This window comes from Paenibacillus sp. FSL F4-0122, from assembly GCF_038002845.1.
GTDB classification, from domain to species: domain Bacteria; phylum Bacillota; class Bacilli; order Paenibacillales; family Paenibacillaceae; genus Paenibacillus_AQ; species Paenibacillus_AQ odorifer.
This window is the reverse complement of the sequence record NZ_JBBODI010000001.1, coordinates 790,416-815,734: the sequence shown is the minus strand read 5'-3', so window position 1 is coordinate 815,734 and position 25,319 is coordinate 790,416. Positions and strand designations below refer to the sequence as shown.

The 25,319-nt window shown below is 46.6% G+C and carries 23 protein-coding genes and 1 tRNA gene; 19 read left to right on the top strand and 5 right to left on the bottom strand.

What is annotated here, in order from left to right; translation table 11 throughout:
- Window positions 1-45 precede the first annotated feature (45 nt).
- Together MHH49_RS03345 and MHH49_RS03340 are read left to right on the top strand one after the other, a co-directional pair.
- Window positions 46-119 (top strand) — tRNA-Gly (locus tag MHH49_RS03345).
- 147 nt (window positions 120-266) lie between these two features.
- Window positions 267-1,157, top strand: coding sequence for a cation diffusion facilitator family transporter (locus MHH49_RS03340; protein WP_076274973.1), 891 nt, complete (start codon window positions 267-269; stop codon window positions 1,155-1,157).
- 302 nt (window positions 1,158-1,459) lie between these two features.
- On the opposite strand, the gene MHH49_RS03335 is transcribed toward MHH49_RS03340, so the two are convergent.
- A complete protein-coding gene (locus MHH49_RS03335; RefSeq protein WP_036680069.1) occupies window positions 1,460-2,815 on the bottom strand; it encodes a dipeptidase in 1,356 nt (451 codons plus the stop codon).
- 158 nt (window positions 2,816-2,973) lie between these two features.
- A complete protein-coding gene (locus MHH49_RS03330) occupies window positions 2,974-3,657 on the bottom strand; it encodes an SDR family NAD(P)-dependent oxidoreductase (protein WP_038569235.1) in 684 nt (227 codons plus the stop codon).
- Between the two features lie 115 nt (window positions 3,658-3,772).
- On the opposite strand from MHH49_RS03330, the gene MHH49_RS03325 reads away from it, so the two are divergent.
- From MHH49_RS03325 to MHH49_RS03310, 4 genes are all read left to right on the top strand, one after another.
- Entirely contained in the window at window positions 3,773-4,168 is a 396-nt protein-coding gene (locus MHH49_RS03325) for a winged helix-turn-helix transcriptional regulator (protein ID WP_244886429.1), read from the top strand.
- A 42-nt stretch (window positions 4,169-4,210) separates the two neighbouring features.
- Window positions 4,211-5,164, top strand: a complete 954-nt coding sequence (locus MHH49_RS03320) for a TRM11 family SAM-dependent methyltransferase (RefSeq protein WP_036680063.1) — start codon at window positions 4,211-4,213, stop codon at window positions 5,162-5,164.
- Between the two features lie 33 nt (window positions 5,165-5,197).
- A complete protein-coding gene (locus MHH49_RS03315) occupies window positions 5,198-5,815 on the top strand; it encodes an NUDIX hydrolase (protein ID WP_036680055.1) in 618 nt (205 codons plus the stop codon).
- A gap of 202 nt (window positions 5,816-6,017) precedes the next feature.
- Window positions 6,018-6,170: a hypothetical protein gene (locus MHH49_RS03310; protein ID WP_155288093.1), complete on the top strand. Its 153-nt coding sequence runs from the start codon at window positions 6,018-6,020 to the stop codon at window positions 6,168-6,170.
- A gap of 101 nt (window positions 6,171-6,271) precedes the next feature.
- On the opposite strand, the gene MHH49_RS03305 is transcribed toward MHH49_RS03310, so the two are convergent.
- The 3 genes from MHH49_RS03305 to MHH49_RS03295 all read right to left on the bottom strand — a co-directional run bounded on the left by MHH49_RS03305 (window position 6,272) and on the right by MHH49_RS03295 (window position 9,018).
- On the bottom strand, window positions 6,272-6,739 hold the full coding sequence (locus MHH49_RS03305; protein ID WP_036680053.1) for an ASCH domain-containing protein: 468 nt from the start codon (window positions 6,737-6,739) through the stop codon (window positions 6,272-6,274).
- A gap of 29 nt (window positions 6,740-6,768) precedes the next feature.
- Window positions 6,769-8,730, bottom strand: coding sequence for an ABC-F family ATP-binding cassette domain-containing protein (locus MHH49_RS03300; protein WP_341137886.1), 1,962 nt, complete (start codon window positions 8,728-8,730; stop codon window positions 6,769-6,771).
- A 120-nt stretch (window positions 8,731-8,850) separates the two neighbouring features.
- A complete protein-coding gene (locus MHH49_RS03295) occupies window positions 8,851-9,018 on the bottom strand; it encodes a hypothetical protein (RefSeq protein ID WP_162636617.1) in 168 nt (55 codons plus the stop codon).
- A 178-nt stretch (window positions 9,019-9,196) separates the two neighbouring features.
- Here MHH49_RS03295 and MHH49_RS03290 point away from each other — a divergent pair, with 178 nt between their 5' ends.
- The 13 genes from MHH49_RS03290 (at window position 9,197) to MHH49_RS03230 (ending at window position 25,296) form a co-directional block, all read left to right on the top strand.
- Window positions 9,197-9,574 carry a PH domain-containing protein gene (locus MHH49_RS03290; RefSeq protein WP_036680049.1) on the top strand — a complete coding sequence of 126 codons (378 nt, stop codon included), beginning with the start codon at window positions 9,197-9,199 and terminating at the stop codon, window positions 9,572-9,574.
- Window positions 9,575-10,263: 689 nt separating this feature from the next.
- The gene (ggt, locus tag MHH49_RS03285; RefSeq protein WP_076107253.1) at window positions 10,264-11,841 is read left to right on the top strand and encodes a gamma-glutamyltransferase; all 1,578 of its coding nucleotides are present in this window, start codon (window positions 10,264-10,266) and stop codon (window positions 11,839-11,841) included.
- Between the two features lie 320 nt (window positions 11,842-12,161).
- Complete coding sequence (locus MHH49_RS03280; protein ID WP_256717927.1) at window positions 12,162-13,598, top strand: amidase family protein; 1,437 nt, start codon at window positions 12,162-12,164, stop codon at window positions 13,596-13,598.
- Between the two features lie 843 nt (window positions 13,599-14,441).
- Window positions 14,442-14,759, top strand: coding sequence for a transposase (locus tag MHH49_RS03275; protein WP_038573118.1), 318 nt, complete (start codon window positions 14,442-14,444; stop codon window positions 14,757-14,759).
- A complete protein-coding gene (locus tag MHH49_RS03270; protein WP_143760599.1) occupies window positions 14,708-15,634 on the top strand; it encodes an IS3 family transposase in 927 nt (308 codons plus the stop codon). The genes MHH49_RS03275 and MHH49_RS03270 overlap by 52 nt, the downstream gene beginning before the upstream one ends.
- Before the next feature lie 215 nt (window positions 15,635-15,849).
- On the top strand, window positions 15,850-16,062 hold the full coding sequence (locus MHH49_RS03265; protein ID WP_341137885.1) for a hypothetical protein: 213 nt from the start codon (window positions 15,850-15,852) through the stop codon (window positions 16,060-16,062).
- Between the two features lie 829 nt (window positions 16,063-16,891).
- Window positions 16,892-18,466, top strand: coding sequence for a PucR family transcriptional regulator (locus MHH49_RS03260; protein ID WP_036680042.1), 1,575 nt, complete (start codon window positions 16,892-16,894; stop codon window positions 18,464-18,466).
- 74 nt (window positions 18,467-18,540) lie between these two features.
- Entirely contained in the window at window positions 18,541-19,665 is a 1,125-nt protein-coding gene (locus MHH49_RS03255) for an XdhC family protein (protein WP_076107247.1), read from the top strand.
- Window positions 19,607-20,179 (top strand): NTP transferase domain-containing protein, encoded by a 573-nt coding sequence (locus MHH49_RS03250; protein ID WP_170914181.1) that lies wholly within the window; start codon window positions 19,607-19,609, stop codon window positions 20,177-20,179. Before MHH49_RS03255 ends, MHH49_RS03250 begins: the two co-directional genes overlap by 59 nt.
- A 242-nt stretch (window positions 20,180-20,421) precedes the next feature.
- The gene (locus tag MHH49_RS03245; RefSeq protein WP_036680038.1) at window positions 20,422-21,582 is read left to right on the top strand and encodes a BMP family ABC transporter substrate-binding protein; all 1,161 of its coding nucleotides are present in this window, start codon (window positions 20,422-20,424) and stop codon (window positions 21,580-21,582) included.
- A 109-nt stretch (window positions 21,583-21,691) separates the two neighbouring features.
- Window positions 21,692-23,224 (top strand): ABC transporter ATP-binding protein, encoded by a 1,533-nt coding sequence (locus tag MHH49_RS03240; protein WP_341137884.1) that lies wholly within the window; start codon window positions 21,692-21,694, stop codon window positions 23,222-23,224.
- The gene (locus tag MHH49_RS03235) at window positions 23,221-24,363 is read left to right on the top strand and encodes an ABC transporter permease (RefSeq protein ID WP_038569246.1); all 1,143 of its coding nucleotides are present in this window, start codon (window positions 23,221-23,223) and stop codon (window positions 24,361-24,363) included. The genes MHH49_RS03240 and MHH49_RS03235 overlap by 4 nt, the downstream gene beginning before the upstream one ends.
- A gap of 3 nt (window positions 24,364-24,366) precedes the next feature.
- The gene (locus MHH49_RS03230) at window positions 24,367-25,296 is read left to right on the top strand and encodes an ABC transporter permease (protein ID WP_038569247.1); all 930 of its coding nucleotides are present in this window, start codon (window positions 24,367-24,369) and stop codon (window positions 25,294-25,296) included.
- Window positions 25,297-25,319 lie beyond the last annotated feature (23 nt).

Below are 25,319 nucleotides of genomic sequence, written 5' to 3'. Positions count from 1 at the left end.
TTACTTGTAGAGATGATACAATAACTCTTGTATTCACTTTCTAGTGCGGGTGTAGTTCAATGGTAGAACTTCAGCCTTCCAAGCTGATAGCGTGGGTTCGATTCCCATCACCCGCTCCATAATTCAAACTTCCAAATCCTTGCGATGCAAGGGTTTTTTTATATCCCATCAGCCTATATTGGTTGGTGGGATTTTTTTTGTTTATACTATTTGCCTAATGGAAAAACTTTAATATAGCGTACTTTTAAGAAAAGGTTGTGAAAATTTTGAATGGTGCAAAGATTGCGTTCCTATCTGTACTTAGCAATACATTTATCGTTTCTTTAAAGCTTATAGTCGGAGTACTTACAGGTTCAGTAGCAATTATCTCGGAAGCGATCCACTCCTCCTTAGATTTAGTTGCTTCGTTGATTGCTTTTTTCTCGGTCCGATGGTCAAGTCGTTCTGCGGATAAAACTCATCCTTATGGTCATGGCAAAGTGGAGAATATCTCAGGGACGATTGAAACGTTGCTTATTTTTGTAGCTGGATTCTGGATTATAGATGAGTGTGTTCATAAAATAATGAATCCAACCGCGATCGAACTTCCCTTTTTGGGCATTATTGTGATGGTGGTCGGAGCGGGGATCAATTATATGGTTTCACGCAAGGTTAAAAAGAAGGCAGACGAACTTCACTCTGTGGCTATGAAATCGAATGCTCTGCATTTGCTTACGGATGTTTTCACCTCTTTGGGTGTTGCATTCAGTTTATTATTGGTTACCCTCACTGGATGGACGATACTCGACCCTGTCATTGGGATTGTGTTGGCTCTGTATATTATGGGTGAAGCCTATAAGCTTCTAAAGGAGTCATTTCCTCCGCTGTTGGATGCACGATTAACTGAGGCAGAAGAAAATGAAATATTACATGTCATAAAGTTATTTCAAGGGCGATATATTGAATTTCATGATTTTCGTACCCGCCGATCTGGTCCAGAAGAGTATGTCGACTTTCACCTTGTGATTCCTTCTAAAATGAGTGTTGCTACTGCGCATCAATTATGCGACGAAATTGAACAAGCCATTCAAGGCATATTTGAACGTGCCCAGGTGTTGATTCACATTGAACCCGAACATGAACAGTTAGCTAACAAACCGGTATTACATGAAGGGTAATAATGGTGATTACTCACAGAGTTTCTCTGCTATTTCAATATTTTGTATTAAGTGATATGGTGATTATATCTCTTTTATATTCATTCTATATGGGGGACGGATAATGATCGCTTATTTAAGACCTTTAATAATAAGTAGCTCAGTTAAAAGCCTGATTTTTCTTTTAATAATAATGGTGATAGCAATGGTATGGTGGTTTTATAAATGGACTAAGCAATGATGCTCTTTTGTTTGGCCGCATACTAAAAAGCCAGGCTCCCAACTTAGGGAACCTGGCTTTATTTGTTTGTAGCTTGTGTATCTTAAACAGTCTTTAGGAACTCAACAATGGTGAGTAATCCCTTGTCGAAGTTCTCCAGGTTGAAATGCTCATCCGGTGCATGCAGGTTCTCATCATCGAGACCAAAGCCCATCAGAACGACAGGTGCTTCCAGCACACGGGAGAAGCTCTCCATGATCGGAATGGAGCCGCCGTCTTTGGTGAAGAGGGCACGGGTTCCATATACTTTTCCATATGCGTCTGCTGCAGTTTGCAGAATAGGATTCGACGGATCGATGTTAAAGGCACGTGCCTTCTCCATTTGCTTAACATGCACTTTCGCTCCGGTCTGAATATTAGCCTTCAGATGTGCTTCAACGGCATCGAGGATATGCTGTGGATCCTGATCGCCAACTAAGCGGCAGGTAATCTTCGCATGTGCTTCTTTAGGGATAACCGTCTTACTGCCTTCCCCTTGGAAACCGCCGTATACGCCGTTAAGCTCAAGCGTAGGACGAGCGCCAATCCGTTCTACAAAGGAATAACCTTCTTCTCCGTATAACGATTCCAATCCAAGACCTTCGCGGATTTTATCTTCATTCACACCTTGCTTCACGAATTCTTCCCGCAGCATTGGGGAAAGTTCAGGAACGCCATCATAGAATCCGTCTACAGATACGCGTCCTTTGTCGTCATGAAGCGAGCTTAGCAAAGATACTAGGGCATGCAATGCATTCGGAACGCCACCGCCGTAAGAACCAGAGTGCAGGTCTGTCAAAGCGGTAGTTACATCAACTTCAAGGGAAGCTAGACCACGTAGCCCAGTGCAGATGGCAGGACGACCGCGTTCCAATAGGGATGTATCGGAGACTAACACCGCATCCGCAGCGAGCTTTTCTTTATTGGCTTCAAGGAACGGAGGCAGATTCACACTGCCGATTTCTTCTTCACCTTCGATGCAAAGCTTGAGATTCACAGGAAGAGTACCTTCTTGTTTCAGGATCGCCTCAATGGCTTTGAGGTGAACGAATACTTGTCCTTTGTCATCTGTTGCTCCGCGTGCATAAAGCTTGCCATCACGAATCTCTGGTTCAAATGGAGGTGTGGTCCATAGGTTTAATGGATCTACTGGTTGTACATCGTAGTGACCATACACGAGAATAGTTGGTTTGCCTGGAGCATGAAGATAATCGGCATATATAACGGGATGTCCCGCTGTCGGATGCAACTCAATGTTCTCAAGTCCGGCTTTTTTCAGGGTGTCTGTCAGCCAATGGGCTGCCTTCAGTACATCGTCCTTATGTTCAGATAAGGCAGAAATACTTGGAATTCTGAGCCATTGTTTTAGTTCTTCGAGATGTTCATCCCGGTGGGTTGAAAAATACGTTTCGTATGACATAGTGAGTATGTACCTCCTTAAGTTTTGCTGCGCAAAACCGGCTTTGTAAGCGCCTGGGCATAAGCTTATTGGCCATGCGTGACCGTCTTGTTTAGCATTCTATAGGAACCATTATACTGGAGAACTCACTATGGATCAAAAGCGATGGGGCAAACCTCTCACCAGATGATTGTAGCCGGTGTCACACCTTGGGGAAAAGTATCCTCAGCTTTGCTTTTGTTCATATACATCTCATACCAAACATCAGCGATGAGTCCTGGATCTGTAGCGGTGCCGGGTTTAATGAATACACCAAGTGCTAAATGACCTACATAGATTCCTTGTGGAGCCAAATCTGCATGCAGGTTAAGTGCGTAGTTTCTTAATCCGCTAAGCGCAATGCCTACATTACCCATCATCTGCATGGGATAGATGGAGGACAATCCGGTTGTGAACAGCAGTGCGCCGCTGCGTTTCTCCAGCATCTCAGGCAAGACCTGTGCTACGCTGCGGATAGCGGCTACAACCAGTGCCTGAAAGGCATCCTGTGCATTTTCTTCTGTTACTTGTGAAGCAGGAGTAGGAGGGTAATTTCCACTTGTCGGGCTGAACTCGAGCACATCGATAAAGCCGTATTTTTTCTTGATATTATCGAAGGCTGTGGCTACTTGTTCTTTATTGTATACGTCGGCAGGAAAAGCAGCAGCCTCGATATTCAGTGCTTGCAGTTCCTGAACAAGGGTGTTCAGCTTCTCTTCATTTCGAGAGATTAATGCCACTTGAAATCCGTTGGCTCCGAATTTTTTGGCGATTGAGAGTCCTAAGCCGGGTCCAGCACCTATGATGGCAATGGTCTTTTTCATGATTTATTAGTTCCTTTCCGGTTGTTGATTACTAACAGTAACCATGATAAGCTGAATAGGCTTGAGGGACAAGAAGGCACTATTACATGCTTAAGTTACATGGAGGTAACCACAGTTGGAACATTCAAAGGAAGAACCCACCCGGTTCATGCCGATGCTGGAGGATTGCTCCATTACCCGCCAGATTCTGGATAGGGTCGGAGATAAATGGAGTGTACTGATCATAGTCAATTTAGGTGCTGAAGCTTTGCGGTTCAAAGAGTTGCAAAGGCGCTCTGGAGGGATATCACAACGGATGCTGACCCAGACCCTGCGCCATTTGGAACGGGATGGATTAGTTTGGCGTAAAGCGACGCCTACAGTCCCATTGACTGTGGAATACGGTCTGACGAGCATAGGAGAATCATTGTTGGGACCTTTAACCTCGCTTGTGGACTGGGTCAACAAAAACAATGGGAAGATCGCCAAAGCGCGTATAGATTATGACCACCAGCACGACACACAGGAGTAACAAGACAGCAGAACAATTCACTGGGATAGAGGATGGATTATATTGCATAAGGAAAGTGGAACAAACACATTTATTTATACTTACACCTGTTCAGAGGACGAGTTATCGCTGTGTCAGATGGAGCTGCGATGTCTTTTTGGCGAGCAGGTGCCGACTGTTCTTTTTAAGAGTGAGGTTGAGGTGGATGTCAGCCGCAGTCCCTTCATTAAAGAGCGGATAGATGTAATGTATGAAGGGGACAGTCTGCCTGAGATTTATGATCAAACGGAGCAGGTGGAGCTTGGCGGCAAGACGTTTAAGGTTATTTTTGTGAAGACCAACGATCTGGGCCCTGCAGACAAAATAGAGTATGATGAGCGCAGAGTGATCGAGCGGGAAATTGGGTTGCGGATTGAAGGAGAAGCGGATGTTAACCATCCGGAGCTGGTATACGGCATTGTTACGCTGGGTGGACGCTGGTACTTCGGATCTTATCATAAAAACAAGGCAACTTGGTTCCGCCAAATGAAGAAGCCACGCAGCTATTCTATCGCGCTTAGTACACGTGTTGCCCGTGCCGCGGTTAATATGGCTATTCCGAATCCTGAAGGTATACGTGCTATAGATCCTTGCTGCGGTATTGGAACTGTAATGGTAGAAGCCTTGTCAATGGGAATCGATATGGTTGGACGTGATATTAACCCTATGATTGCTATCGGTGCGAGAACAAATATTGCCCATTTTGGATTCACCAGTGAGGTTACGCTCGGGGATATTGCGGATATCACTGATCATTACGATGTAGCCATTGTAGATATGCCATATAATCTATATTCTAGTATTACACCTGAGGAGCAGTTCGCGATTCTAGTGAATGCGCGCCGGATTGCAGATCGGGTGGTTATCGTTGCGATTGAACCGATGGACGAGATGATCACTGAAGCTGGATTTACAATCATAGACCGTTGTGAAGCTAAAAAAGGAGCCTTCTCGCGTCATTTAATGCTTTGCCAGTAATCCTAATCAAGGTACCGAAAAAGGGGTGCAGCAATGGAGCAGAAATGGTTAACGTGGGCCAAAGAAATTCAGGCCATCGCACAGACTGGATTAACTTATGCTAAGGATGTTTATGATATAGAACGGTATCAAGCTTTGCGGGAGCTCAGTGTAGATATCCTCGCTAATTATACCTTCGAAAGCAAGGAGAGAATTAGACTCTCCTTTGCGGGTGAAGGGGGTTATGCTACCCCAAAAGTTGATGTCCGTGGTGTTGTATTCCGGGAGGATAAAATTCTACTTGTTCGCGAGAAGTTGGACGGGAATTGGGCGCTTCCTGGTGGCTGGGGGGACATTGGACTGTCGCCGAGCGAAGTTGTTGTGAAAGAAATCAAAGAGGAATCGGGTTTTGAGGCAGAAGCAGTTCGCTTACTGGCTGTACTGGATAAGAAATTTCATAGCCATCCGCCGGAGCCTTATCACGTGTACAAGTTCTTTATTTTATGCCGCATCGTGGGCGGAGAGGCAATGGAAGGGGTAGAGACAAGCGAAGTTTCGTTTTTTGCTGAAGATAAGCTGCCTGAGCTTTCAGCAGAGCGGAATACAGAGGCACAGATTCGGACGATGTTTGAATATTTACGAAATCCGGAAAAAGTAGTAATATTGGACTAAGAATCTGCATATACTGTATGACTTCCGCAAATTTAAGTTTTGAATTATTCAAAATTTGGTTAATAACTAATATGTAAGCACTTACAACGGTTTGGCCGCTGAGCCTTTATATCTACCAAAATTCAAAATTTTAATTTTTTGGGTCGAGCGGTCTACATTTTTTCCTCTACTGTGACGATAAGATATTTTAGGAGGGGATCGCATGGAACAAGAAGAATTGAGCATTCCATTGAAACAGGAAAATGTGGTGCGTCCTGCAGAAGGCAATATTGCCACTGGGCTGGTTTGGGGTATTTTAATCAGCATTCCGTTATGGATCTCTGTTATTGGCTGGATTTTGGGATTTTGGCACTAAACCATAAATTAATGAGGATCTAATTCTGTTGATTTTATAGTATACACAAAAGGCTGTCCCTTCCTTGTGGAAGAGACAGCCTTTTGCGTTTTCTGAAGATCTTAGTCTTTTGTATATACCACTCTAAAGTTCTCACAAACAACTTTCATCTTTGGATCAAAGGGTTTGTTTAAGAATTTTAAGGATTCTCTGGTGAAGAACTGCTCATGATCATGACGCCATGACTTAAGCGTCCGGTCACCTTCTCCTTCAGTATAGGCAAACTCAGCGCTAACCTCATCAAAAGGTATAATTTGTACATCTGTAGTAACAATTATTGCCCGCGGATCACCAGATCCATCCAGCACGATACTGTGACCGCCAACTTGCGGAAACGTCTCGTCACAAGTTTCAAATATATCATAATTTGAAGCAGTTCCTGTCTTGATCCCACGAATCACCAGATCGAGCAGTTCATCGGCCATCTGGGGACTGTCACCAAAGGCCCAGGCGTCATAGTTATCCGCTGTTTGTGGATGAAGCTGGGTGTATTCTTTCCACAATAACTTAATCTTCTCTTTGTTGCTCATATGCTCATCTCCTTATAGATCAATCTATTCTATAGACCAGTTGTCTCCATCCATCCTGTATAGAGCTCATCCAACTGCTCCTGTATCGCATCACGTTCTTGTTGCAGCTCAGCAAGTTCAGCTGCATCGCTGCTGATCAGGGGATCTAACATCTTAGCATCGATCACGCCAAGGCGTTCCTCTACCTCTGCAATGGCCGTTTCCCAGTCGAAGGTGGTGTTTTTCCTACGGGAACTGGTGGATTTAGCGTTGGTTTCTTTCCCTGAATCGTTAGATTGAGGCTTATCAGGGCGTGAACTTGTTCGTTCTGCAGAGACAGGTTTAGCTTGATCCGCAAAAGAGGGAGCTAGTAATGCCTTTTCAGCTTGTTTTTCCTTGTAATATTCATAGTTTCCGTTGAACACTCCAAACCGCCCGTCTTCAATGGACCATAGTTTGTGAAATAGGCGATTGATGAAATAACGGTCATGAGATACCGCCAGAACCGTGCCTGGAAATTCCTCTAATGCTTCTTCGAGTGCTTCACGAGAATCTATGTCCAGATGATTGGTCGGCTCATCCAGAATCAGCAGATTTGGCTTGCGATGCATTAGTACAGCGAAACGCAGGCGGGTCCATTCACCACCGGACAGATTCGTAATGTCTTTGAATACATCGGGACCATAAAATAGGAAACGTGCAAGCTGCCCGCGTGCTTCACCTTCTTCAAGTCCAGCTTCTTCGCGGAAGTAGCGGAGTACAGACTGTTTGTTATTTTCAGGAACAGCCTCTTGTGCGAGGTAGCCGACCACAGTTCTTGAGCCGAGTGTACAGCTTCCGCTGTCCGGGGTTTCCTGCCCTAAAATAATTCTTAAAAGTGTACTTTTACCTGCCCCGTTACCGCCGATGAGTGCCGTAGTCTCTCCGTAGCGAAGTACTTCGTTTGCCTCTGCGAAAAGGCTTCGCTGACCATATGCTTTTCCGATATCCTCCAAAATGACAACCTGATTACCGGAACGGTCATTTTGCTGTAGCTGCAAATCCATCGATTTGCGCTCCAAAATAGGACGTTTAACCTTCACCATACGATCCAGTGCTTTTTGCATGGATGCTGCTCTCCGGTAAAAGGAAGGGTTAGGAGGTGTCCCGCGATTGCCAAATTCAATGAGACGTTTGATGCTTTCCTGCATTTGTTTTATTTTTTTCTGCTGCTCTTGATAATCGGCAAATTGTTGAAGAAGTCGTGTTTCCTTCTCCACTTGGTAGCCGCTGTAGTTGGTATGGAAGGTAAAGGCCTCGCCATCCTCAATCTCGATCACTTTCTTGACTACAGCGTCCAGAAAGTAACGGTCATGGGAGATCGCAAGCACTGTTCCATCATAACTCTGTAAAAATTGCTCCAACCATTCAATGGCGTTCATATCGAGATGATTGGTTGGTTCATCCAATAGAAGGATGTCTGGACGGCGCAGCAGCAGCTCCGCAAGTCCGACTTTTGTTTTTTCTCCTCCTGAAAGAGAGGCGAACAATCGGCTGTATTGTCCGGTTCCAATCCCGAGACCCGAGGCTACGCGCTGAATAGAGGATTCGATCTCGTAACCTCCGGCGGCCTCGAACTTATCCTGCAAGCTGCCATATTCTTTCAGCAGCCGATTCCAGAGGGTTTCATCCGTTCCGCTGTTAAAGCTGGACATTTCCAGCTCAAGCTCCCGCAGGCGGTGCTGCCATTGCAAAGGTTCGGCAAAGCTGCGCTGCAGAACATCATATACGGTTTCTTTTTCGTTAACTTCTTGAATTTGAGCTAACAGACCTACTACGCTGCCTTTGCGTATTGAGATTTGCCCTTCATCGGGGCGTTCCTCCCCGTTCAGCAGGTGGAATAGTGTCGTTTTGCCACAGCCGTTGCGGCCGATCAGGCCGATTTTTTCCCCTTGGCGGATATCGAAGGTAATGCTATTCAGCACGAGTTGTGCCCCGTGGTATTTTTGAACATTTTGGCATTGGATGATCATATATATTCTCCTTTAAGAATGCCCTTCGCACCGCCAGTACCCTAAATGGCTCCGAAATCCTGTAAAAAACCATAAAAAAAGACCGTAGGGAAATTTCCCCACGGCCTTATCATTCTCCGGTTAACTGATCCGTCCGGGTGATGGCAGGAAAGGCATTTCACAATTGTGTAGTGTTATTAAATTCATACAAATGGACAGACTTCTCCCGTTATCGCCATTTACATGAGCAATGCCAGCTATCGCTTTAGGTAGCCGACTCATAACACTGTTGGTCCAATTGTGATCCATTCCTTCCACACCCCTCTCTTAGTAAATTTAATGACAGTGTAATCAAAAATCAGAAAATAAGCAAGTAAAAAGATGTCAGAGAGTATTTTTACACAGCATAGAATATGAAAAATAGAATAATATGGTTCTGTAGTGGGGGGCAAGTGGCTAAATTTAACGGATGAAAAGAGGAAGAGATATGGCACTTTTTGACGGATTAATGGGCAATGCATCACAAGTAAATCTTACGGAGGTCCAGCGGGAATACGCACAAATTCTTGCTCCTCAGGAGAAAATCGAACGCGCCTATAAGCTGATTAGAGATATGTTCATTTTTACGGACAAGCGGCTTATTCTGGTGGATAAACAAGGTCTGACGGGCAAGAAAACAGAATATCATTCGATCCCTTACAAAAGCATCTCGCATTATTCCGTGGAGACGGCAGGGCATTTTGACCTGGATGCGGAGCTATGTATCTACATTTCCAGCAGCACGCTTCCGGTGAAGAAGACCTTCAATAAATCCGTAAATATTTACGAGGTGCAGGCCGTGTTATCGCAATATATTTTAAAATAAATTGTTTATTCGGTGTTTCAAAGCACAAGCCCCCCTCTAAAAGTGGCTAAGATTACTAAGGTTAGATGCAGCTATACATATTTGAGATAGGTAGCCATTGGTGGCAAAAGGTCACTAAACATATTCGAGATGGGTAGTCATTGGGTGCAAAAGGTGACTAGACATATTCGTGATAGGTAGCTATTGGAGGAAATAGGTTAGAGACATAACCGAGATAGACAGCCATATGGCGGCAAAAGGTGACGGTAGTACGCCATGGCAGTATGCGGCTCCCTGTAATTAAAATGATTTTATAATATTCGTAGGCGTGAATCTACAAGGTTAAACAAAGATGACCTCTTATTTGTGCATAGCTCACAAAAAGAAGAGGTTTATTTTGCGTTTCAGCGTAACCGATTGACAAAGGATTTTCGTGTAATGTTAAATGACACTAATTAAGTCAGAAGTTATAGGGGGCTCGCAGAGGAACCTGCCGCAAAAGATAGGAAGATTGAATATGTTGAAGAAACCCGCCGCAAAAAATAAGGAGTTGGGACATGGCGGAAAAACCCGTAAAACATAGGGGATGGGCATGGTGGAGGGGAGAAACCCGTAAAACGTAGAGGAATGGCATGGGGAAGAAACCCGAAAAACATAGAGGGAAGGGCATGGCGGAGCGGAGAAACCCGTAAAAGATAGGGGGACGGAACATGGCGGAGAAACCCGTAATAGGCACAAAAACTATGGTAGTTAGCCCCCATTATTTAGCCTCGGCTGCTGGTGCACGTATGTTGGAAAAAGGGGGTAATGCCTTTGATGCAGCGGTGGCGATCAGTGCGACACTAGCTGTTGTATATCCGCATATGACGGGGCTAGGCGGAGATTCCTTTTGGTTGACCTATAACACGCAAGAGGCGCGTGTTCGGGCCTATAACGGAAGCGGGCGCTCCGGGTACGGAGTCCGCAGAAGCAGCTATGCCGGGGAAGCTTTCATCCCGCGGCGGGGGATTCGCAGCGCCATTACGGTGCCGGGGATGGCGGACAGTTGGGATGCCATACTGAGTAAGTATGGCCGCTTTATGCTGGCGGAGGTACTGGAGCCTGCCATTGGTTATGCTTTGGAGGGATTTCCGCTGTCGCCGGATCAGCGGAATAACACGGCTGTTGCGGGCTCTGCGCTGTCGCCGGAGGCGGCAGCGATTTACACGCCAGGCGGCGTGATTCCTTGTGCTGGATCGCGATTCCAGCAAAAACAGCTGGCGGCCACCCTGCGGACATTGGCGGCGGGTGGGCGGGATGCTTTTTATAAGGGGAAGATTGCGGAGGACATCTGTGACTATATGCTGGCAACTGGCGGGTATTTGACTCGGGATGACTTTGCGGATCATCAGGGGGATTGGGTCGAGCCGATTCATACGGATTATCACGGGCATACGGTATATCAAGTGCCGCCTAATTCTCAAGGTTTCACTGGACTAATGAGTCTTAATTTATTGGAACATTACAATTTTGAAGCAATCGGGCATGGTTCGTATGAATATTATCACCTGCTTGTTGAAGCGTTGAAGCTAAGCTTCCGCGATCGGGATAGGGTGCTTACAGATCCGGATTTTAGTGCTATTCCTTTGGAGCAGCTGCTGGATAAACGTTATGCAGGACAATTAGCGTCTACCATCTCGATGCAAAAAGCTGCACAACTGACAAGTCAGCCTATCGGCAGTGATACAGCTTATGCTGCGGTTGTGGATGAGGACGGGAATGCGGTCTCTTTTATTCAGAGTCTGTATTTTGAATTTGGTTCGGGCGTGGCCGCTGGGGATACTGGGATTCTGCTGCAGAATCGAGGTTCGTTTTTTTCGCTGGACCCCGGGCACATCAATACGCTTGAGCCGCATAAGCGCAGCTTCCACACACTGATGCCAGCGATGGCCTGCCGCGAGGGCAAACCTGCGATTCTGTACGGGACGCAAGGTGGCGAAGGTCAACCACAGACTCAAACCCTGCTGCTCACACGGATGCTGCATTATGGCATGAATCCACAAACGGCTGTGAATGAGCCGCGTTTTGTGTGGGGGAGAACGTGGGGGGAGCCTACGCAAGAGCTAAAGGTGGAGAGCAGGGTAGCTGATGAGGTGCTGGCAGATTTGGCCGCAGCCGGTCATATTGTCCGGAAAGTAGATGACTATGATGGGATTATGGGTCACGCTCACATGATTTCGATAGATGACAATGGATACCGCAGTGGGGGAACGGACCGACGCTGCGATGGTGCGGCGATTGGGTGGTAGGTATAGGTGTGATGGAAGGATTGGAAGGACTCTGAAGGAATCGTAGGTGGAATGATGGATGGAAAAGCTGCTGATGGGGTCGTAGGAGGAAAGATGGAGAATTGGAAGGACTGCTGGAGGAATCGAAGGCGGGATGGTGTGGGATCCGAAAGGCTGATGGAAGAATCGTAGGTGGAATGATGGATGGAAAAGCTGCTGATGGGTCGTAGGAGGAAAGATGAGGAATTGGAAGGAACGCTGGAGGAATCGTAGGAGAAGCGTGGGATCCGAAAGGCTGATGGAAGGATTGTAAAAGTAATGGTCTGGGGAGGAGGGGAATTATGGTTTTGGATAATCGGTATGGTGCGTTTATAGATCCTGAGCTTACGGTTGAGAGTTTAGGAAGCGGGATATTGGATGGACTGACCTTTGCAGTAAAAGATGTATTTGCTGTAGCTGGACACAGCTCTTCTGCAGGTAATCCTGATTGGCTGCGTAGCCACCATCCGTCCACGGAGCATGCGGTGGCTGTACATCGTTTACTGTTGTCGGGTGCTACACTTCGTGGTGCTGCCCATACGGATGAGCTGATGTATAGTCTGGGCGGCGAGAACCATCATTATGGAACGCCGATTAATCCGCGTGCTGTAGGTCGTATCCCAGGCGGATCTTCAAGTGGTTCGGCAGTAGCGGTAGCTTCTGGTAGTGTTGATTTTGCGCTCGGAACAGATACCGGTGGCTCAATTCGAGTACCTTCCTCTTATTGCGGAGTATATGGCTTCCGGCCAACGCATGGAGCTGTGGATTTTCAAGGTGTTATTCCATTATCTCCGGCTTTTGATACAGTTGGCTGGGTGTCGGATCGCTTGGATGTGCTCCAGAAGGTAGGGGAAGTGTTACTTGTGGCTGGGAGTACATCTGTGAAGACGTCGAAGAAAATAGGAAGTAGTCTAGAAGAAACTGTAGGGAAGAGCATAGAGAAGAATGTATTGGAAAATTTGAAGAACAACTTAGAGGGAGACATGGTGAAGACTGATAAAAATAATTTAGAAAAGAGCCAGAAGGAAAGTTTAGAAACGATTTTGGAGAAACGTATTGAGAAGAGTGCTGAGAAGAGTACGGAGAAAATTTTAGAGATTGGCCCGGAAAACAAGGTAAAAAAGAATATGGAAGACAAAAATAAAATGGGTACTTTATTTGTTGCTACTGACTGCTGGGCTTTGGTTAATCTGGAGAATGCAGCTATTTTATCGGAGGGATTAAGTTGTTTGCGATCCGGGGCAGATCATCTCATGGAGATAGAAATTGCTTTGGAGGGGTTAAGGGTCTGGATGGATGTTTTTAGAGAATTGCAGGGGAATGAAATTTGGGAAACTCATGGCGTTTGGATTGAGAACGAGAAACCAGTCTTTGGGCCTGATATTGCAGCGCGATTCTCGTGGGCTGCCAGTTTGGCGGAAGAGGATCATAGCGTTGCACAATGTAAGCAAAAAGAGATTTCTAATCATTTGCGCCTGCTGCTAGGAGAGGACAATTGTCTTGTGATTCCGACAGTTCCGGGACCAGCGCCGCTGCGTGGAGGGGATTTGCGCCAATTGGAGGTGAATCGTAGTGGTGCGATGATGTTGAGTTGCATAGCTGGGTTGGCGGGTTTGCCTCAGGTAACATTACCTATGCTCTCCACAAGTGGATTGCCACTGGGATTATCCGTTATTGCCGGACATGGTCAGGATCTCCGGTTACTCTCTTGGGTGAATGAAGTGTGGCAGCAGTCTTGAGAGGCTGAGTGCAGTGGTCTTGAAAAAGCAGCGATACTAAACAGACCGTAGCTACGAACAACATATCTTGACACTTTTCTAGTTACATTTCTAGTTACTGTTAACCGATACTCCTCCATTACTCTCTTGGAATACACTCTAGAAATACATTCTAGGAAGACGCTTTAGGGTTACACTCTAGCAATACACTCTGGGAATACACTATAGGATTACACTCTAGGATTACACTCTAGAAATACACTCTAACGCCACACTCACTTATTGATTCACAAATTAACGAAATACGCATGTCATTCCCTCCTACTCTTAGTTTATTTACACCGGGGAGCCCAGTGGAGTTGCTTTAAAAACTAAGGTAGCTTAAGTTGGCTCAATAGTGGAGTGGTAGAGTGAAAAAGATTAATTCAGCGCTCGATTGTGTGGTATAAGACCAGTAGATTTAAGTGAATACGTCGCTGGAGAGAAAAGAACGGTATAAATCCCGCAGAAATCGGGGGAAGTGCTTAAGTAACTAAAAAGAACGGTATAAATCCCGCAGAATCCGGGGAAATGGCTCAAGTAACTAAAAAGTACAGTATAAATCCCGTAGAAATCGGGGAAATGGCACAAGTAGCTAAAAAGAACGGTATAAATCCCGTAGAAATCTGGGAAAGTGGCCCAAGTAGCTAAAAAGAACGGTATAAATCCCGTAGAAATCTGGGAAAGTGGCCCAAGTAGCTAAAAAGAACGGTATAAATCCCGCAGAATCTGGGAAAGTGGCCCAAGTAGCTAAAATGAAGCTAGAATAAAAAGTGGACAGTAGTTAACAGACTGGCGATAATGAGTCCACGGAGGTGTGTTCACATGGGAGAACATCGACAACGGTATAACGAAGAATTTAAAAAACAGACAGTGCAGTTCATTCAAGAGCAAACAAAGACAGTGGGCGACTTGGCGGAAGAGCTCAACATCCCAAAAAGTACCCTGCATCAATGGATGAGCCAGTATCGAGAACTAAAAAATGAACCGGCAGCTAGCTTGGATCGAGTACGGGAACTCGAGGCACAGTTGAAAGAAATGAAACGTCAACTTCAAGAAAAAGATAACAAGATTGCCGATGTGGAAGAGGAATTAGCGATCGTAAAAAAAGCAGTGCACATCTTCAGCAAACCAAGGAACTGAGATTCCAGTTTATTGAAAAACATCGCTCCGAGTTTCTCTTGGAGAAGATGTGCATGACCCTACATGTGTCACGGAGCGGGTACTACAAGTGGCGGACAGAAAAAAACAGTACGCATATGCTTCGTAAGGCTGCGATAATGAAGCGAATTCAGTATCATTTTGCAGACCATCAAAAGCGGTATGGGAGTCCGAAGATCACCCGCCTGTTGCATCAAGAAGGTTATACCGTTACCGAACGCACGGTGAGTGTGTACATGCGACATATGAAGCTTCGCTCCATTGTCTCCAAAACGTATCGCGTACAGACCACCGACTCCAATCATGACCATCCGATTGCCCCAAATACGCTGAACCAGCAATTTAAAATACTCAAACCCAATTCAGTATGGGTTACCGACATTACATACATTCCTTGCCGGGGAGGGCGCTTGTACCTGGCTAGTGTGATGGACCTTTGCACGCGTGAAATCGTGGGGTGGCGCTTGGAGAACCATATGGAAACTAGCTTGATTTCGGGCGCCTTACAAGATGCTTACGAAGCTAAACAACCGGAAAAGGGTCTATTACATCACTCCGATAGAGGTTCTCAATATACTTCTCATGAATACACGAAGCAGTTGAAAGCGTATGGCATGGAGTCCAGCATGAGCCGCAGAGGTAACTGTTATGATAACGCCTGTATCGAGTCGTGGCACAGCATTTTGAAAAAGGAGCTCATTTATTGTAATCCACGATTCAAAACTAAGGAGCAAGCCTACCAGACACTTTTTCAATATATTGAGTTTTACTATAACCGCAAGCGAATGCATGGCGCGCTGGGGTATCTTTCTCCAGTTCGTTTTGCTGAGCAATTGACTAGAATGTCTGTTGCGTGACTGTCCACTTTCTTGACAGAGGTCCAAAAAGAACGGTATAAATCCCGCAGAATCTGGGAAAGTGGCCCAAGTAGCTAAAAAGAACGGTATAAATCCCGCAGAATCCGGGGAAATGGCTCAAGTAACTAAAAAGTACAGTATAAATCCCGCAGAATCTGGGGAAATGGCTCAAGTAGCTAAAAAGTACAGTATAAATCCCGTAGAAATCTGGGAAAGTGGCCCAAGTAGCTAAAAAGAACGTTATAACTCCCGCAGAATCCGGGGAAATGGCTCAAGTAACTAAAAAGTACAGTATAAATCCCGTAGAATCCAGGAAAGTGGCACAAGTAGCTAAAAAGAACGGTATAAATCCCGCAGAATCTGGGAAAGTGGCCCAAGTAGCTAAAAAGAACGGTATAAATCCCGCAGAATCTGGGAAAGTGGCATAAGTAACTAAAAAGAACGGTATAAATCCCGCAGAATCCGGGGAAATGGCTCAAGTAGCTGAAAAGAACGGTATAAATCCCGTAGAACCCAGGAAAGTAGCAAGTACAGTATAAATCCCGTAGAATCCAGGAAAGTGGCACAAGTAGCTAAAAAGGACGGTATAAATCCCGCAGACAATCGGGGGAAGTGCTTAAGTAGTTAAAAAGAACGGTATAAATCCCGCAGAATCCGGGGAAATGGCTCAAGTAGCTGAAAAGAACGGTATAAATCCCGTAGAACCCAGGAAAGTAGCATAAGTAACTAAAAAGAACAGTATAAATCCCGCAGAATGTGGCGAAGACGCCTATGTAGTCAAAAAGAAGGGCAAAAGTGCCTTTCACCTCTACCGGTAAGAGCTTGTACCTCCGCCACAGCTATAGTGGGGTGGTATTATCTCTGCTCGTACGGATCTTCTACACTGCTCAATTCCCCGTCTTGCAGCGCTGGTGTGCCTGCGACTTCGATCCGATGGCCAATTCGAATGGCGCGAGCATTCCCTCCCATCAGCTCCCAAGTTGAACCCGTAAAAACTTGTTTTTACTCGAAAGCCCTCCCTCAACTCCACCTACTATTTTCCAATCCCCTTATACAGTTCACATGAACGATATGAGCTAAAGTTCAATAATTCATAATTCATGATCCATGTTCGTTTTATGTTATGTTTATTAACATATAAATCATGAAAATTTAACTTCCCTCTATTCAACACGGTTCATTTTAATTATAATGTTACATAAAATAACATTATAAATTAGAAATGGTTCTATTGATCCTAATAAGGAGGGGTGGCATATGCATCTTACGGTTGAAGAAGCGTTGTCCATTTATCCTTTGTCCGAGGCGAAGCTTATCGCTGGGTCTAAAGGGAAACATCGAATTGTGAAGTCAATTAATGTGATGGACGCCCCCGATATCTCGGATTGGATCAAAGAAGGCGAGATGCTGCTAACGACAGCCTATTTGATAAAGGACAATATGGAGGAAGCCTCTGCCTTGCTGCAGACTTTGAATCGCCGGGGATCTTCGGCCTTGGGCATTAAGCTGGGGCGATTTTGGGATGAAGTACCAGAGCAACTGGTTGCAGAAGCGGAGAGTCTTAACTTCCCGCTTATCCAGCTGCCTTTCGAGTTTACTTTTTCAGATCAGATGAATGGTCTGTTTCGCGCCGAGCTTAGCCGCAGCACTCACGTTCTGCAGAACATTATGGAGAAGCAGAAAAAGCTGATGCAATTCGCCCTAAGATCTGTCCGCAGCCGTCCGTTGTTTGATTCGGTGTCTGAAGTGATTGGCCATTCACTTGTGGTGGTTAGCGCACGGGGGGATGTGATCTACAACAACTCTGAATACTATCCTTCACAGCTGCTGGAGGGGTGGCCGTGGCAGAAACGGAATCAGCGCTTTCGTGTTGGAGATCATGTGGGCTACCGTACACCACTTTTGCAAGGAGAGAAGTGCTCCGGATATCTATTGTTTTGTGCCATCGACCCTTTATTGCTCCCAATGGAAGAAAGTTTGTTCGTTCAGGGAGCTGAACTTATTTCATATCATATTCATTCAGGATACGAAGATTATTTTGAACAGGCAGAACACAGGGAGTTTAGCGGATTGCTGAGACGTTGTTTGAGCGGTAATTTATCTTACACAGATTTGGCGCAGGCTGCTCTCGACTTGGAGATTGAGCTGCTTCAATCACCATTTTTTCTCTTATTGACCGATACAGCTGCGACTGGGGAAGAACGCCAAGGTGAGCTGCTCAGACTAAAAGAAGAATATCTTGAACATCCCGGGCTACGGGAAGTAAAGGGAATTCATGTGATCATAGATCAAGGACTTTTGTCTATATATCCGGGAGATCGTCAGCGTCCTGAACAATTCCGGGATATAATCCAGGTTTGTTTTAACAACATGAAGTTTGATAAGGGATATTATCCGCGAGCTGCGATAAGCAGTTGTAAAGCGAAGCCGGAGGGGCTGAAGGAGGCTTTTGCGGAGGTAAAGGATTGTATGGGAATGCTTCAGGGCGGGGGAGTAAAAGGGAATGTTGTGCATTACCGGCAGCTTGAGCTTAACCTGCTACTCGGGCAAATTCCGGCAGAGGTTATGGAGAAATATTGTAATGGAAGTCTTAGAGGGTTGCTTAACCGAGAACCGGAGTATGTCAGGGAAATGCTGCGGACGCTGGAAGTTTATCTAGAGAACGATGGTCATGTTAATGAGACGGCTAAGAAACTGTTTATTCATCGAAACACGGCTACCTACCGGATCGAGAAGCTTAGTGAGCTGCTGGACGTCGATTTTAAAAAAATAAATGATCTAATGAGGTTGAAGTTAGTATTCATGTTTCGGAGGATGCTCGGAAGGGACTAAGTTCTAAGTTCTAAGTTCTAAGTTCTAAGTTCTAAGTTCTGGGTTGAAATGCAAACACGGAGGAGGGGAACCTCGTGAATACACATGAAATCGCAATGCATATTCAAACCCATCAGGCGCCTGCGGTGCTGGCAACGCTGATAGAGGTGGAGGGACACTCGTATCGTAAAGCCGGAGCGGTGATGTTGTTTTTTGAAGAAGGTACGATTGGGAGCCTGAGTCCAGGTTGTCTGGAAAACGATCTGCAGCTGCGAACTTCTGAGATCTGGGAACGAGGGCTGCCCGAAATTGTGGAATACAACATGCTGTCTCCGAATGATCTGTCCTGGGGTGAGGTTGTCGGCTGTGGAGGCAAAATCAAAGTAGTGCTAGAACCCGTGCGGGGTCAGCTCTACAAGCTTTTAGTGCAGGCGAGTGACAGATTGGCTAGGGGAGAGAAGCTAATTTTGTTCCGCGAAGCAGTGGAGAAAGGTTTTATCTATAAGCTGGAGCTGGATCCAGACATTGTACTGCCGCAGAGCAAGAAACATCCGACATTATCCCACTCGGCAAAAGAAAGCCTGGCGGCAGGTCGCTTTATGGCCGCTCCAGCAGAATTGACAGCATTCCATACGTCTTTCGTGCCCAAACCGCGGCTTGTGATTTTTGGCGGGGGACGTGATGTGGTTCCTATTGCGGAACTTGCTGACAGAGTTGGCTTTCGGGTAGCGGTTGCGGATTGGCGTGAAGGAAGCTTGCACAATAAGTTTCCTCGAGCTGAACAAGTAATTTGTTCCCCTATGGAGGTTGTTCAGCGATTGAGCGTAGCTCGGGAGGATTATGTATTGATTTGCAGTCATCAACTTGGGCGGGATAGACAGTTCCTGGAGAGTGTGATTCCGCTTGCTCCTCTATATATAGGGATTATCGGTTCGAAGGCGCGGATATCTCTTTTACTGGAAGGGTTTGAGGTTCCTGCATCTTTGCATGCACCTGTAGGGTTGCCAATTGGAGGAGAAGGTCCGGAGGAGATTGCGGTCAGTATTATAGCGGAAATTATTCAAATTAGAAGGGTGGGCTCACGAGAGCTGCCCAAAGGAGCGGATAGTATTGAAGGTAGCAGGAATATATTTGGCAGCGGGGCAGAGCAGGAGGATGGGCGTGTCCAAGGTTTCACTGAAATTGTCGCAGGAGGTCTCACTCGGGAGCGTCGCGCTTAGTGAATTGGATCGTTGCAATCTAGAACCGCTAATCGTGGTAGTGCGTGCGGATGACAACTTGGAATGGCTGCCACCCGCGATTGAACCGCAAGCATCCAGACGTACCGAAACTTGCTTAACCGCACATCTAGGATTGTCTTTTTCACTGCGCTGTGGCCTTAATGCGGTATTACCTTTACAGCCCGATGCAGTAGTTGTGGCGCTTGCGGATCAGCCATTTATTACTACAGCATTAGTGAACCGTCTAATACAAACGTTTGAACAATCTCCGGAGATGGATTATGTCGCTAGCGTCAGCAATGGGTCGGCTATGCCCCCGGCTTTGTTCTCGAAGACGTTGTTTCCAGCACTACAGGGATTAGATGGAGATCGAGGAGCGGCGGGGATATTGCGTTCACCTGATTATAAGGGGATTGTTCTGGAATCTGAGTCTGCCCATTATTTCATGGACGCAGATACAAAAGCGGATTTTGGTGAGATTCAGGAGCAATGGATTCTGAGAAATGGAAAGTGAAGTAAAGAATAGTCTGAAAAGTAATCTGAAACAGTGTTCCTTTCCCACCTTTGGTCATATAATATGACATGTAACTCACCTTCCAAAAACCAATTAGTGCATTACACACAAAAAAAGTTCTGATTCTTATATTTATATACAAACGTATGTTATATAAATTTACGCCAAGGCCACCTCTAAGTATAGTAGAAGTACATTAATGGTTGCAGCCATGATGAGAGATGATTTGGAGGAGGAGAATTATGAAAAAAAGGGGTCAGTTCATAACATCTTGTCTTGCATTAATGGTTCTAATGACGGTGGCTTTGGTGGGGTGTGGCAGTAATAATAATACTTCTACAAATGCAACTGAGGCACCAGCGACAACTACAGCGGCAACAGAGGCAACTGCAACAACAGAACCGGCTGCAAAGAAACCGACGGTTGCTTTTGTTTATATCGGACCTCCAGGGGATGGCGGCTACACATACCAACATGATCAAGGACGGCTGTATATGGAGAAGGAGCTTGGGATTAAAGCTGACTTTGTAGAAAATGTCCCTGAAAGTGCTGACGCCGAACGAATCATCACCGAGCTTGCACAATCACACGACATCGTGTTTACAACGAGCTTCGGATATATGGATTTCACATTAAATGTAGCGGGCAAATTCCCCAACGTGAAGTTCCTGCATGCTTCGGGTTACAAAACCGCAGAGAACATGGGGACCTACTTCGGGAAGAACTATCAAGCCAGCTATTTGAGCGGCATAGCGGCAGGGAAAATGACCAAAAATAATCAGTTGGGTTATGTAGGGGCTTTTCCGATCAGCGAAGTGATCTATAACTTGAATGCTTTTACCCTTGGAGCACAAAGTGTCAATCCTGATGTAAAGGTGAATGTGGTATGGACGAATACATGGTATGACCCGACGACTGAACGTCAAGCGGCAATCAGCTTGCTGGATAAGGGTGCGGATGTGCTTTTGGCCTATCAGGATTCACCTGCAACACTGCAGGCTGCTGCTGAACGAGGGGCTTTTGCCGGGGGGAATGACTCGGATATGAGCAAATACGCTCCGGACAATTATTTGACGAATCCGGTATGGAATTGGGGGCCGTATTACGTAAAAGCTGTGCAGGCAGTTATGGATGGAACCTGGAAGAGCGAGCAATATTCTGGTGATATGGCTGACGGTATGGTGGAGCTGGCTCCTTTCGGGAACAAGATCCCAGATGATGTGAAAAAGCTTGTCGAAGACGCCAAAGCCAAAATTATCAGTGGTGAGCTGGAGGTTTTCACAGGTCCGATCTCAGATAATCAAGGGAATGTGAAGGTTCAGGAGGGTCAGAAGCTGACCTTGGAGGAAGTGCTGGGCATGAACTGGCTCGTAAAGGGTGTGGAAGGAACTATCCCGCAATAATGTTTAAAAATAGGGAATCAGATGTGCACAATCTATGGGTGGGGCGGGTTCCGTTAAGCGGAAACTTCCCCACCCGTACTACAACTTGAAGGAAGGAGGGGTTCAGGCCATGCGGGGAACTTCAGTTGAAATGCGGGGGATTGTGAAAAAATTCGGCTCGGTAACCGCCAGTGATCAAGTCGACTTTTCGGCAAATGCGGGTGAGATTCATGCGTTGCTTGGGGAGAATGGGGCCGGGAAGAGCACGGTGATGAGCATGCTGTCAGGGGTGTATAGAGCAGACGAAGGAGAAATCTTCATTCATGGGAAAGGTGCTCAGATCCGTTCTCCTAAAGATGCTGCGCAGCTGGGTGTAGGTATGGTGTTTCAGAACTTTAGGCTGGTGCAAAGCCTCACAGCAGCAGAAAATATCGTGCTTGGCGAAAAGTCGTCTTTCTGGCGCGGCCGTAAGTGGATGAAGAAGAAACACAAGGAGATCGAGGCATTAGCGGAACGGTTTGGACTGAATTTCCCGGTGGATCGCCCGATCTGGCAGTTGTCCGTGGGTGAGCAGCAGCGTGTTGAAATCGTTAAGACGCTGTATCGCGGGGCTGACATTATTATTCTGGATGAACCAACCTCTGTACTGACCCCGGGAGAGGTGGAACAGCTATTTGAAACGCTGCGGGTCATGAAGCAGGCAGGAAAAACGGTCATTATGACTACTCATAAAATGAAAGAGGTTATGGCGTCCTCCGATCGGATTTCCGTCATGCGCAAAGGAAAAATGATCGCCACGCTGACCACAGCAGATACAGATGAACTGGAGCTGGCTCGTCTGATGGTGGGCAAGGAAGTAACCATCACCCGTCAAGAACGGGAAGCCACTGAAGGGGATTCTTTATTAGAAGTGAAAGATGTGGACGTATATGCCGATCACGGGCGAAAAGCACTGGATCACTTCTCTCTGAACGTATGTAAAGGAGAGATTGTAGGCGTAGCTGGGGTAGCTGGCAATGGGCAAAAGGAACTGGCTGAAGTGTTAACTGGTCTTAGAGGCTGGAAAAGTGGTGAAATCACGTTTGATGGAAAGACGGTGAAATCGGCTTCGGTTAGAGGGGCAATTGATTCAGGAATCTCCCACGTGCCGGAGAACCGGATGAAGAGCGGTTTAGCTGGACGCCTCGGATCGGTGGATAATCTTTTGTTTAAGTCTTACCGCTCAGAGGAGCACTCCAAATTTGGTTTCTTGAAGTCCGCGAAGAACCGTTTGTGGTCACAGGAGCTGGTCCAGCGCTTTAACGTCAAGACACCTGAGCTGGAGACGCCAGTACAACAGTTGTCAGGTGGTAATCAGCAGAAGCTGCTCTTTGCACGTGAGATCAGTCATCGGCCTAAGCTGATGGTCGCCGTTCATCCGACACAAGGGCTGGATGTAGGTGCCACGGCAGGTGTTCACCACCTTCTTATGGAGCTGCGTGGTTCAGGTAGTGGCGTGTTGTTAATTTCGGAGGATTTAGATGAATTGCTTCAGTTGTCCGACCGGATTCTAGTGATCTATAACGGCTCAATTATTGGTGAGAGTACACATGAGGAAGCGAATCGAGAGAGCATCGGACTACTAATGGCTGGTATTCATAATAGAGAGGAGAGCGCCGTATGAGTCTGGAGAATGGAAGAAATACCGCAGCAGCTGTACTGGAACCCCTCCCCTCCCACTCCGGAAAACGATTCTCTCTACGTTTCGAATACGATGCCAGCCGCATCCGTTCTCCTTGGTGGACACCTATTGTATCTATAATTTTAGCGCTATTGTTGTGTGCCCTATTTATTGCGGCGAATGGCATGAATCCGGTGCTGGTCTATGAAAAAATGTTCCGTGGCGCATTTGGCACTGCGTATGGGCTCACGGAAACGATGGTTAAAGCGATCCCGCTTCTTCTATGTGGGCTTGGGATTGCTGTGGCTTATCGCATTTCGGTATGGAATATTGGAGCAGAAGGTCAGCTAACTGTTGGGGCTATGGCGGCCACAGCGGTCACGATTTATTTTCCTGACTTACCTTCATTCTGGTCCCTGAGCTTAATGCTGCTGTTCGGGATTGCCGCGGGTGCGCTTTGGGGATTGCTGACTGCTATTCCGCGGACACATTTTGGAGTGAATGAGCTAATCACTTCATTAATGCTGAATTATGTTGCCCTATTGGCGCTCGATTACGTGGTATTCGGACCCTGGAAAGATCCTAAAGGATTTAATTTCCCGGGATCACCTATGTTTACTGCGGCTCAGTCGCTGCCTGTTCTCGGAAGTACAAGATTGCATATTGGATTGTTATTTGGACTTATCGCCGTTGTGATTTATTACTTAATGATTCGTTTTACCAAGTGGGGTTACGAGCTCCGGCTGATTGGGGCCAATCCTGTTGCAGCCAGATACGCGGGGATTCCTATCAAGCGCCATATTATTATCGTCATGCTGATCAGTGGGGGGCTCGCCGGGATCGCTGGCATGGCGGAGGTCTCCGGTGTTACACACAAGCTGATGCAGGGCATTTCACCGGGTTATGGATACACCGCCATTATTGTAGCTTGGCTGGCCAAATTGAATCCACTCGGTCTAATCGTTACTTCTATTTTATTCGGTGGCTTAATTGTTGGCGGATATAGTGTTCAAACCATCGGGCTGCCCTCATCGATATCAGAAATGCTGCAGGGCTCCATCCTGTTTTTCTTGATTGCTGGCGATATGATCTATCGTTTCCGCATTCGCCGTAGCCGGGTTCAGCTGAAAGGGGGGAGATAGGCAATGGATTTTACAACACAGCTACTTATTGCCGCTATTTCCGCAGGGACCCCGCTGCTGCTGGCTACGCTGGGAGGCATTCTAAATGAACGAGCCGGCATTATACAGCTTGGGGCTGAAGGTCTGATGCTGATGGGAGCGGTCATCACTTGTATCGTGTATATTCGCTCCGGAAACCTGCTGCTCGCTCTGTTGGCTACCGTAGCTGTAACGGCTGTGCTTGGTTTGCTGCATTCTTTTCTCTGTGTGACCTTGCGGGCGAATCAAACGATGTCCGGTCTTGCGATGACCCTGTTTGGCAGTGGGTTGAGCGCTTATCTTGGTAAACCGATCAGCGGCATTCCTTTGCCGGGAACCTCCCCTAAGCTGCATCTGGCTTGGCTGGAAAATGTACCGTTCATCGGAAAAATATTCGGCAACATGGACTACCTAACCTGGTTCAGCCTGCTGCTAGTGCTTGCTCTGCATCTGCTAATTCACCGCACTTCATGGGGCCTGCATTTGCGGGCAGTCGGAGACAGTCCGGCTACCGCAGATGTGATGGGGATCCGTGTACAGCTTATCCGCTACAGCTATGTGATCACCGGTGCTGCTCTCATCGGCCTGGCCGGAGCGGATATGGTATTGGCCTACGCGCCAACCTGGAATGAAGGGCTGACAGCCGGCCGGGGCTGGATTGCGGTAGGGCTGGTGATTTTCGCCAGATGGAATCCGCTGCGTGCCTTGTTCTGCGCCTACTTTTTTGGGGCATTGGATTCACTTGGCTTCCGTATTCAATTGCTGGGCAGTGCAGTTCCGCCCTATTTTCTCAAAATGATTCCGTACCTTGTGACCATTCTGGTCCTGATGTACCTGGGGTACCGCAATCGCAACAAACCATCCGGCACACCGGAGGCGCTCGGAGTTCCTTATATTCGGGAACAAAGGTTTTAAGGCAGGCTATACGAGAAGGGAAG

What these genes read in the sequence shown, in the direction of transcription:
- MHH49_RS03335 (WP_036680069.1), bottom strand. Translation starts at nt 2,815, where the DNA reads ATGTCATACGAAACGTATTTTTCAACCCACCGGGATGAACATCTCGAA.
- MHH49_RS03330 (WP_038569235.1), bottom strand. Translation starts at nt 3,657, where the DNA reads ATGAAAAAGACCATTGCCATCATAGGTGCTGGACCCGGCTTAGGACTC.
- MHH49_RS03315 (WP_036680055.1), top strand. Translation starts at nt 5,198, where the DNA reads ATGGAGCAGAAATGGTTAACGTGGGCCAAAGAAATTCAGGCCATCGCA.
- MHH49_RS03310 (WP_155288093.1), top strand. Translation starts at nt 6,018, where the DNA reads ATGGAACAAGAAGAATTGAGCATTCCATTGAAACAGGAAAATGTGGTG.
- MHH49_RS03305 (WP_036680053.1), bottom strand. Translation starts at nt 6,739, where the DNA reads ATGAGCAACAAAGAGAAGATTAAGTTATTGTGGAAAGAATACACCCAG.
- MHH49_RS03300 (WP_341137886.1), bottom strand. Translation starts at nt 8,730, where the DNA reads ATGATCATCCAATGCCAAAATGTTCAAAAATACCACGGGGCACAACTC.
- MHH49_RS03295 (WP_162636617.1), bottom strand. Translation starts at nt 9,018, where the DNA reads ATGGATCACAATTGGACCAACAGTGTTATGAGTCGGCTACCTAAAGCG.
- MHH49_RS03290 (WP_036680049.1), top strand. Translation starts at nt 9,197, where the DNA reads ATGGCACTTTTTGACGGATTAATGGGCAATGCATCACAAGTAAATCTT.
- ggt (WP_076107253.1), top strand. Translation starts at nt 10,264, where the DNA reads ATGGCGGAGAAACCCGTAATAGGCACAAAAACTATGGTAGTTAGCCCC.
- MHH49_RS03280 (WP_256717927.1), top strand. Translation starts at nt 12,162, where the DNA reads ATGGTTTTGGATAATCGGTATGGTGCGTTTATAGATCCTGAGCTTACG.
- MHH49_RS03275 (WP_038573118.1), top strand. Translation starts at nt 14,442, where the DNA reads ATGGGAGAACATCGACAACGGTATAACGAAGAATTTAAAAAACAGACA.
- MHH49_RS03260 (WP_036680042.1), top strand. Translation starts at nt 16,892, where the DNA reads ATGCATCTTACGGTTGAAGAAGCGTTGTCCATTTATCCTTTGTCCGAG.
- MHH49_RS03245 (WP_036680038.1), top strand. Translation starts at nt 20,422, where the DNA reads ATGAAAAAAAGGGGTCAGTTCATAACATCTTGTCTTGCATTAATGGTT.
- MHH49_RS03240 (WP_341137884.1), top strand. Translation starts at nt 21,692, where the DNA reads ATGCGGGGAACTTCAGTTGAAATGCGGGGGATTGTGAAAAAATTCGGC.
- MHH49_RS03235 (WP_038569246.1), top strand. Translation starts at nt 23,221, where the DNA reads ATGAGTCTGGAGAATGGAAGAAATACCGCAGCAGCTGTACTGGAACCC.
- MHH49_RS03230 (WP_038569247.1), top strand. Translation starts at nt 24,367, where the DNA reads ATGGATTTTACAACACAGCTACTTATTGCCGCTATTTCCGCAGGGACC.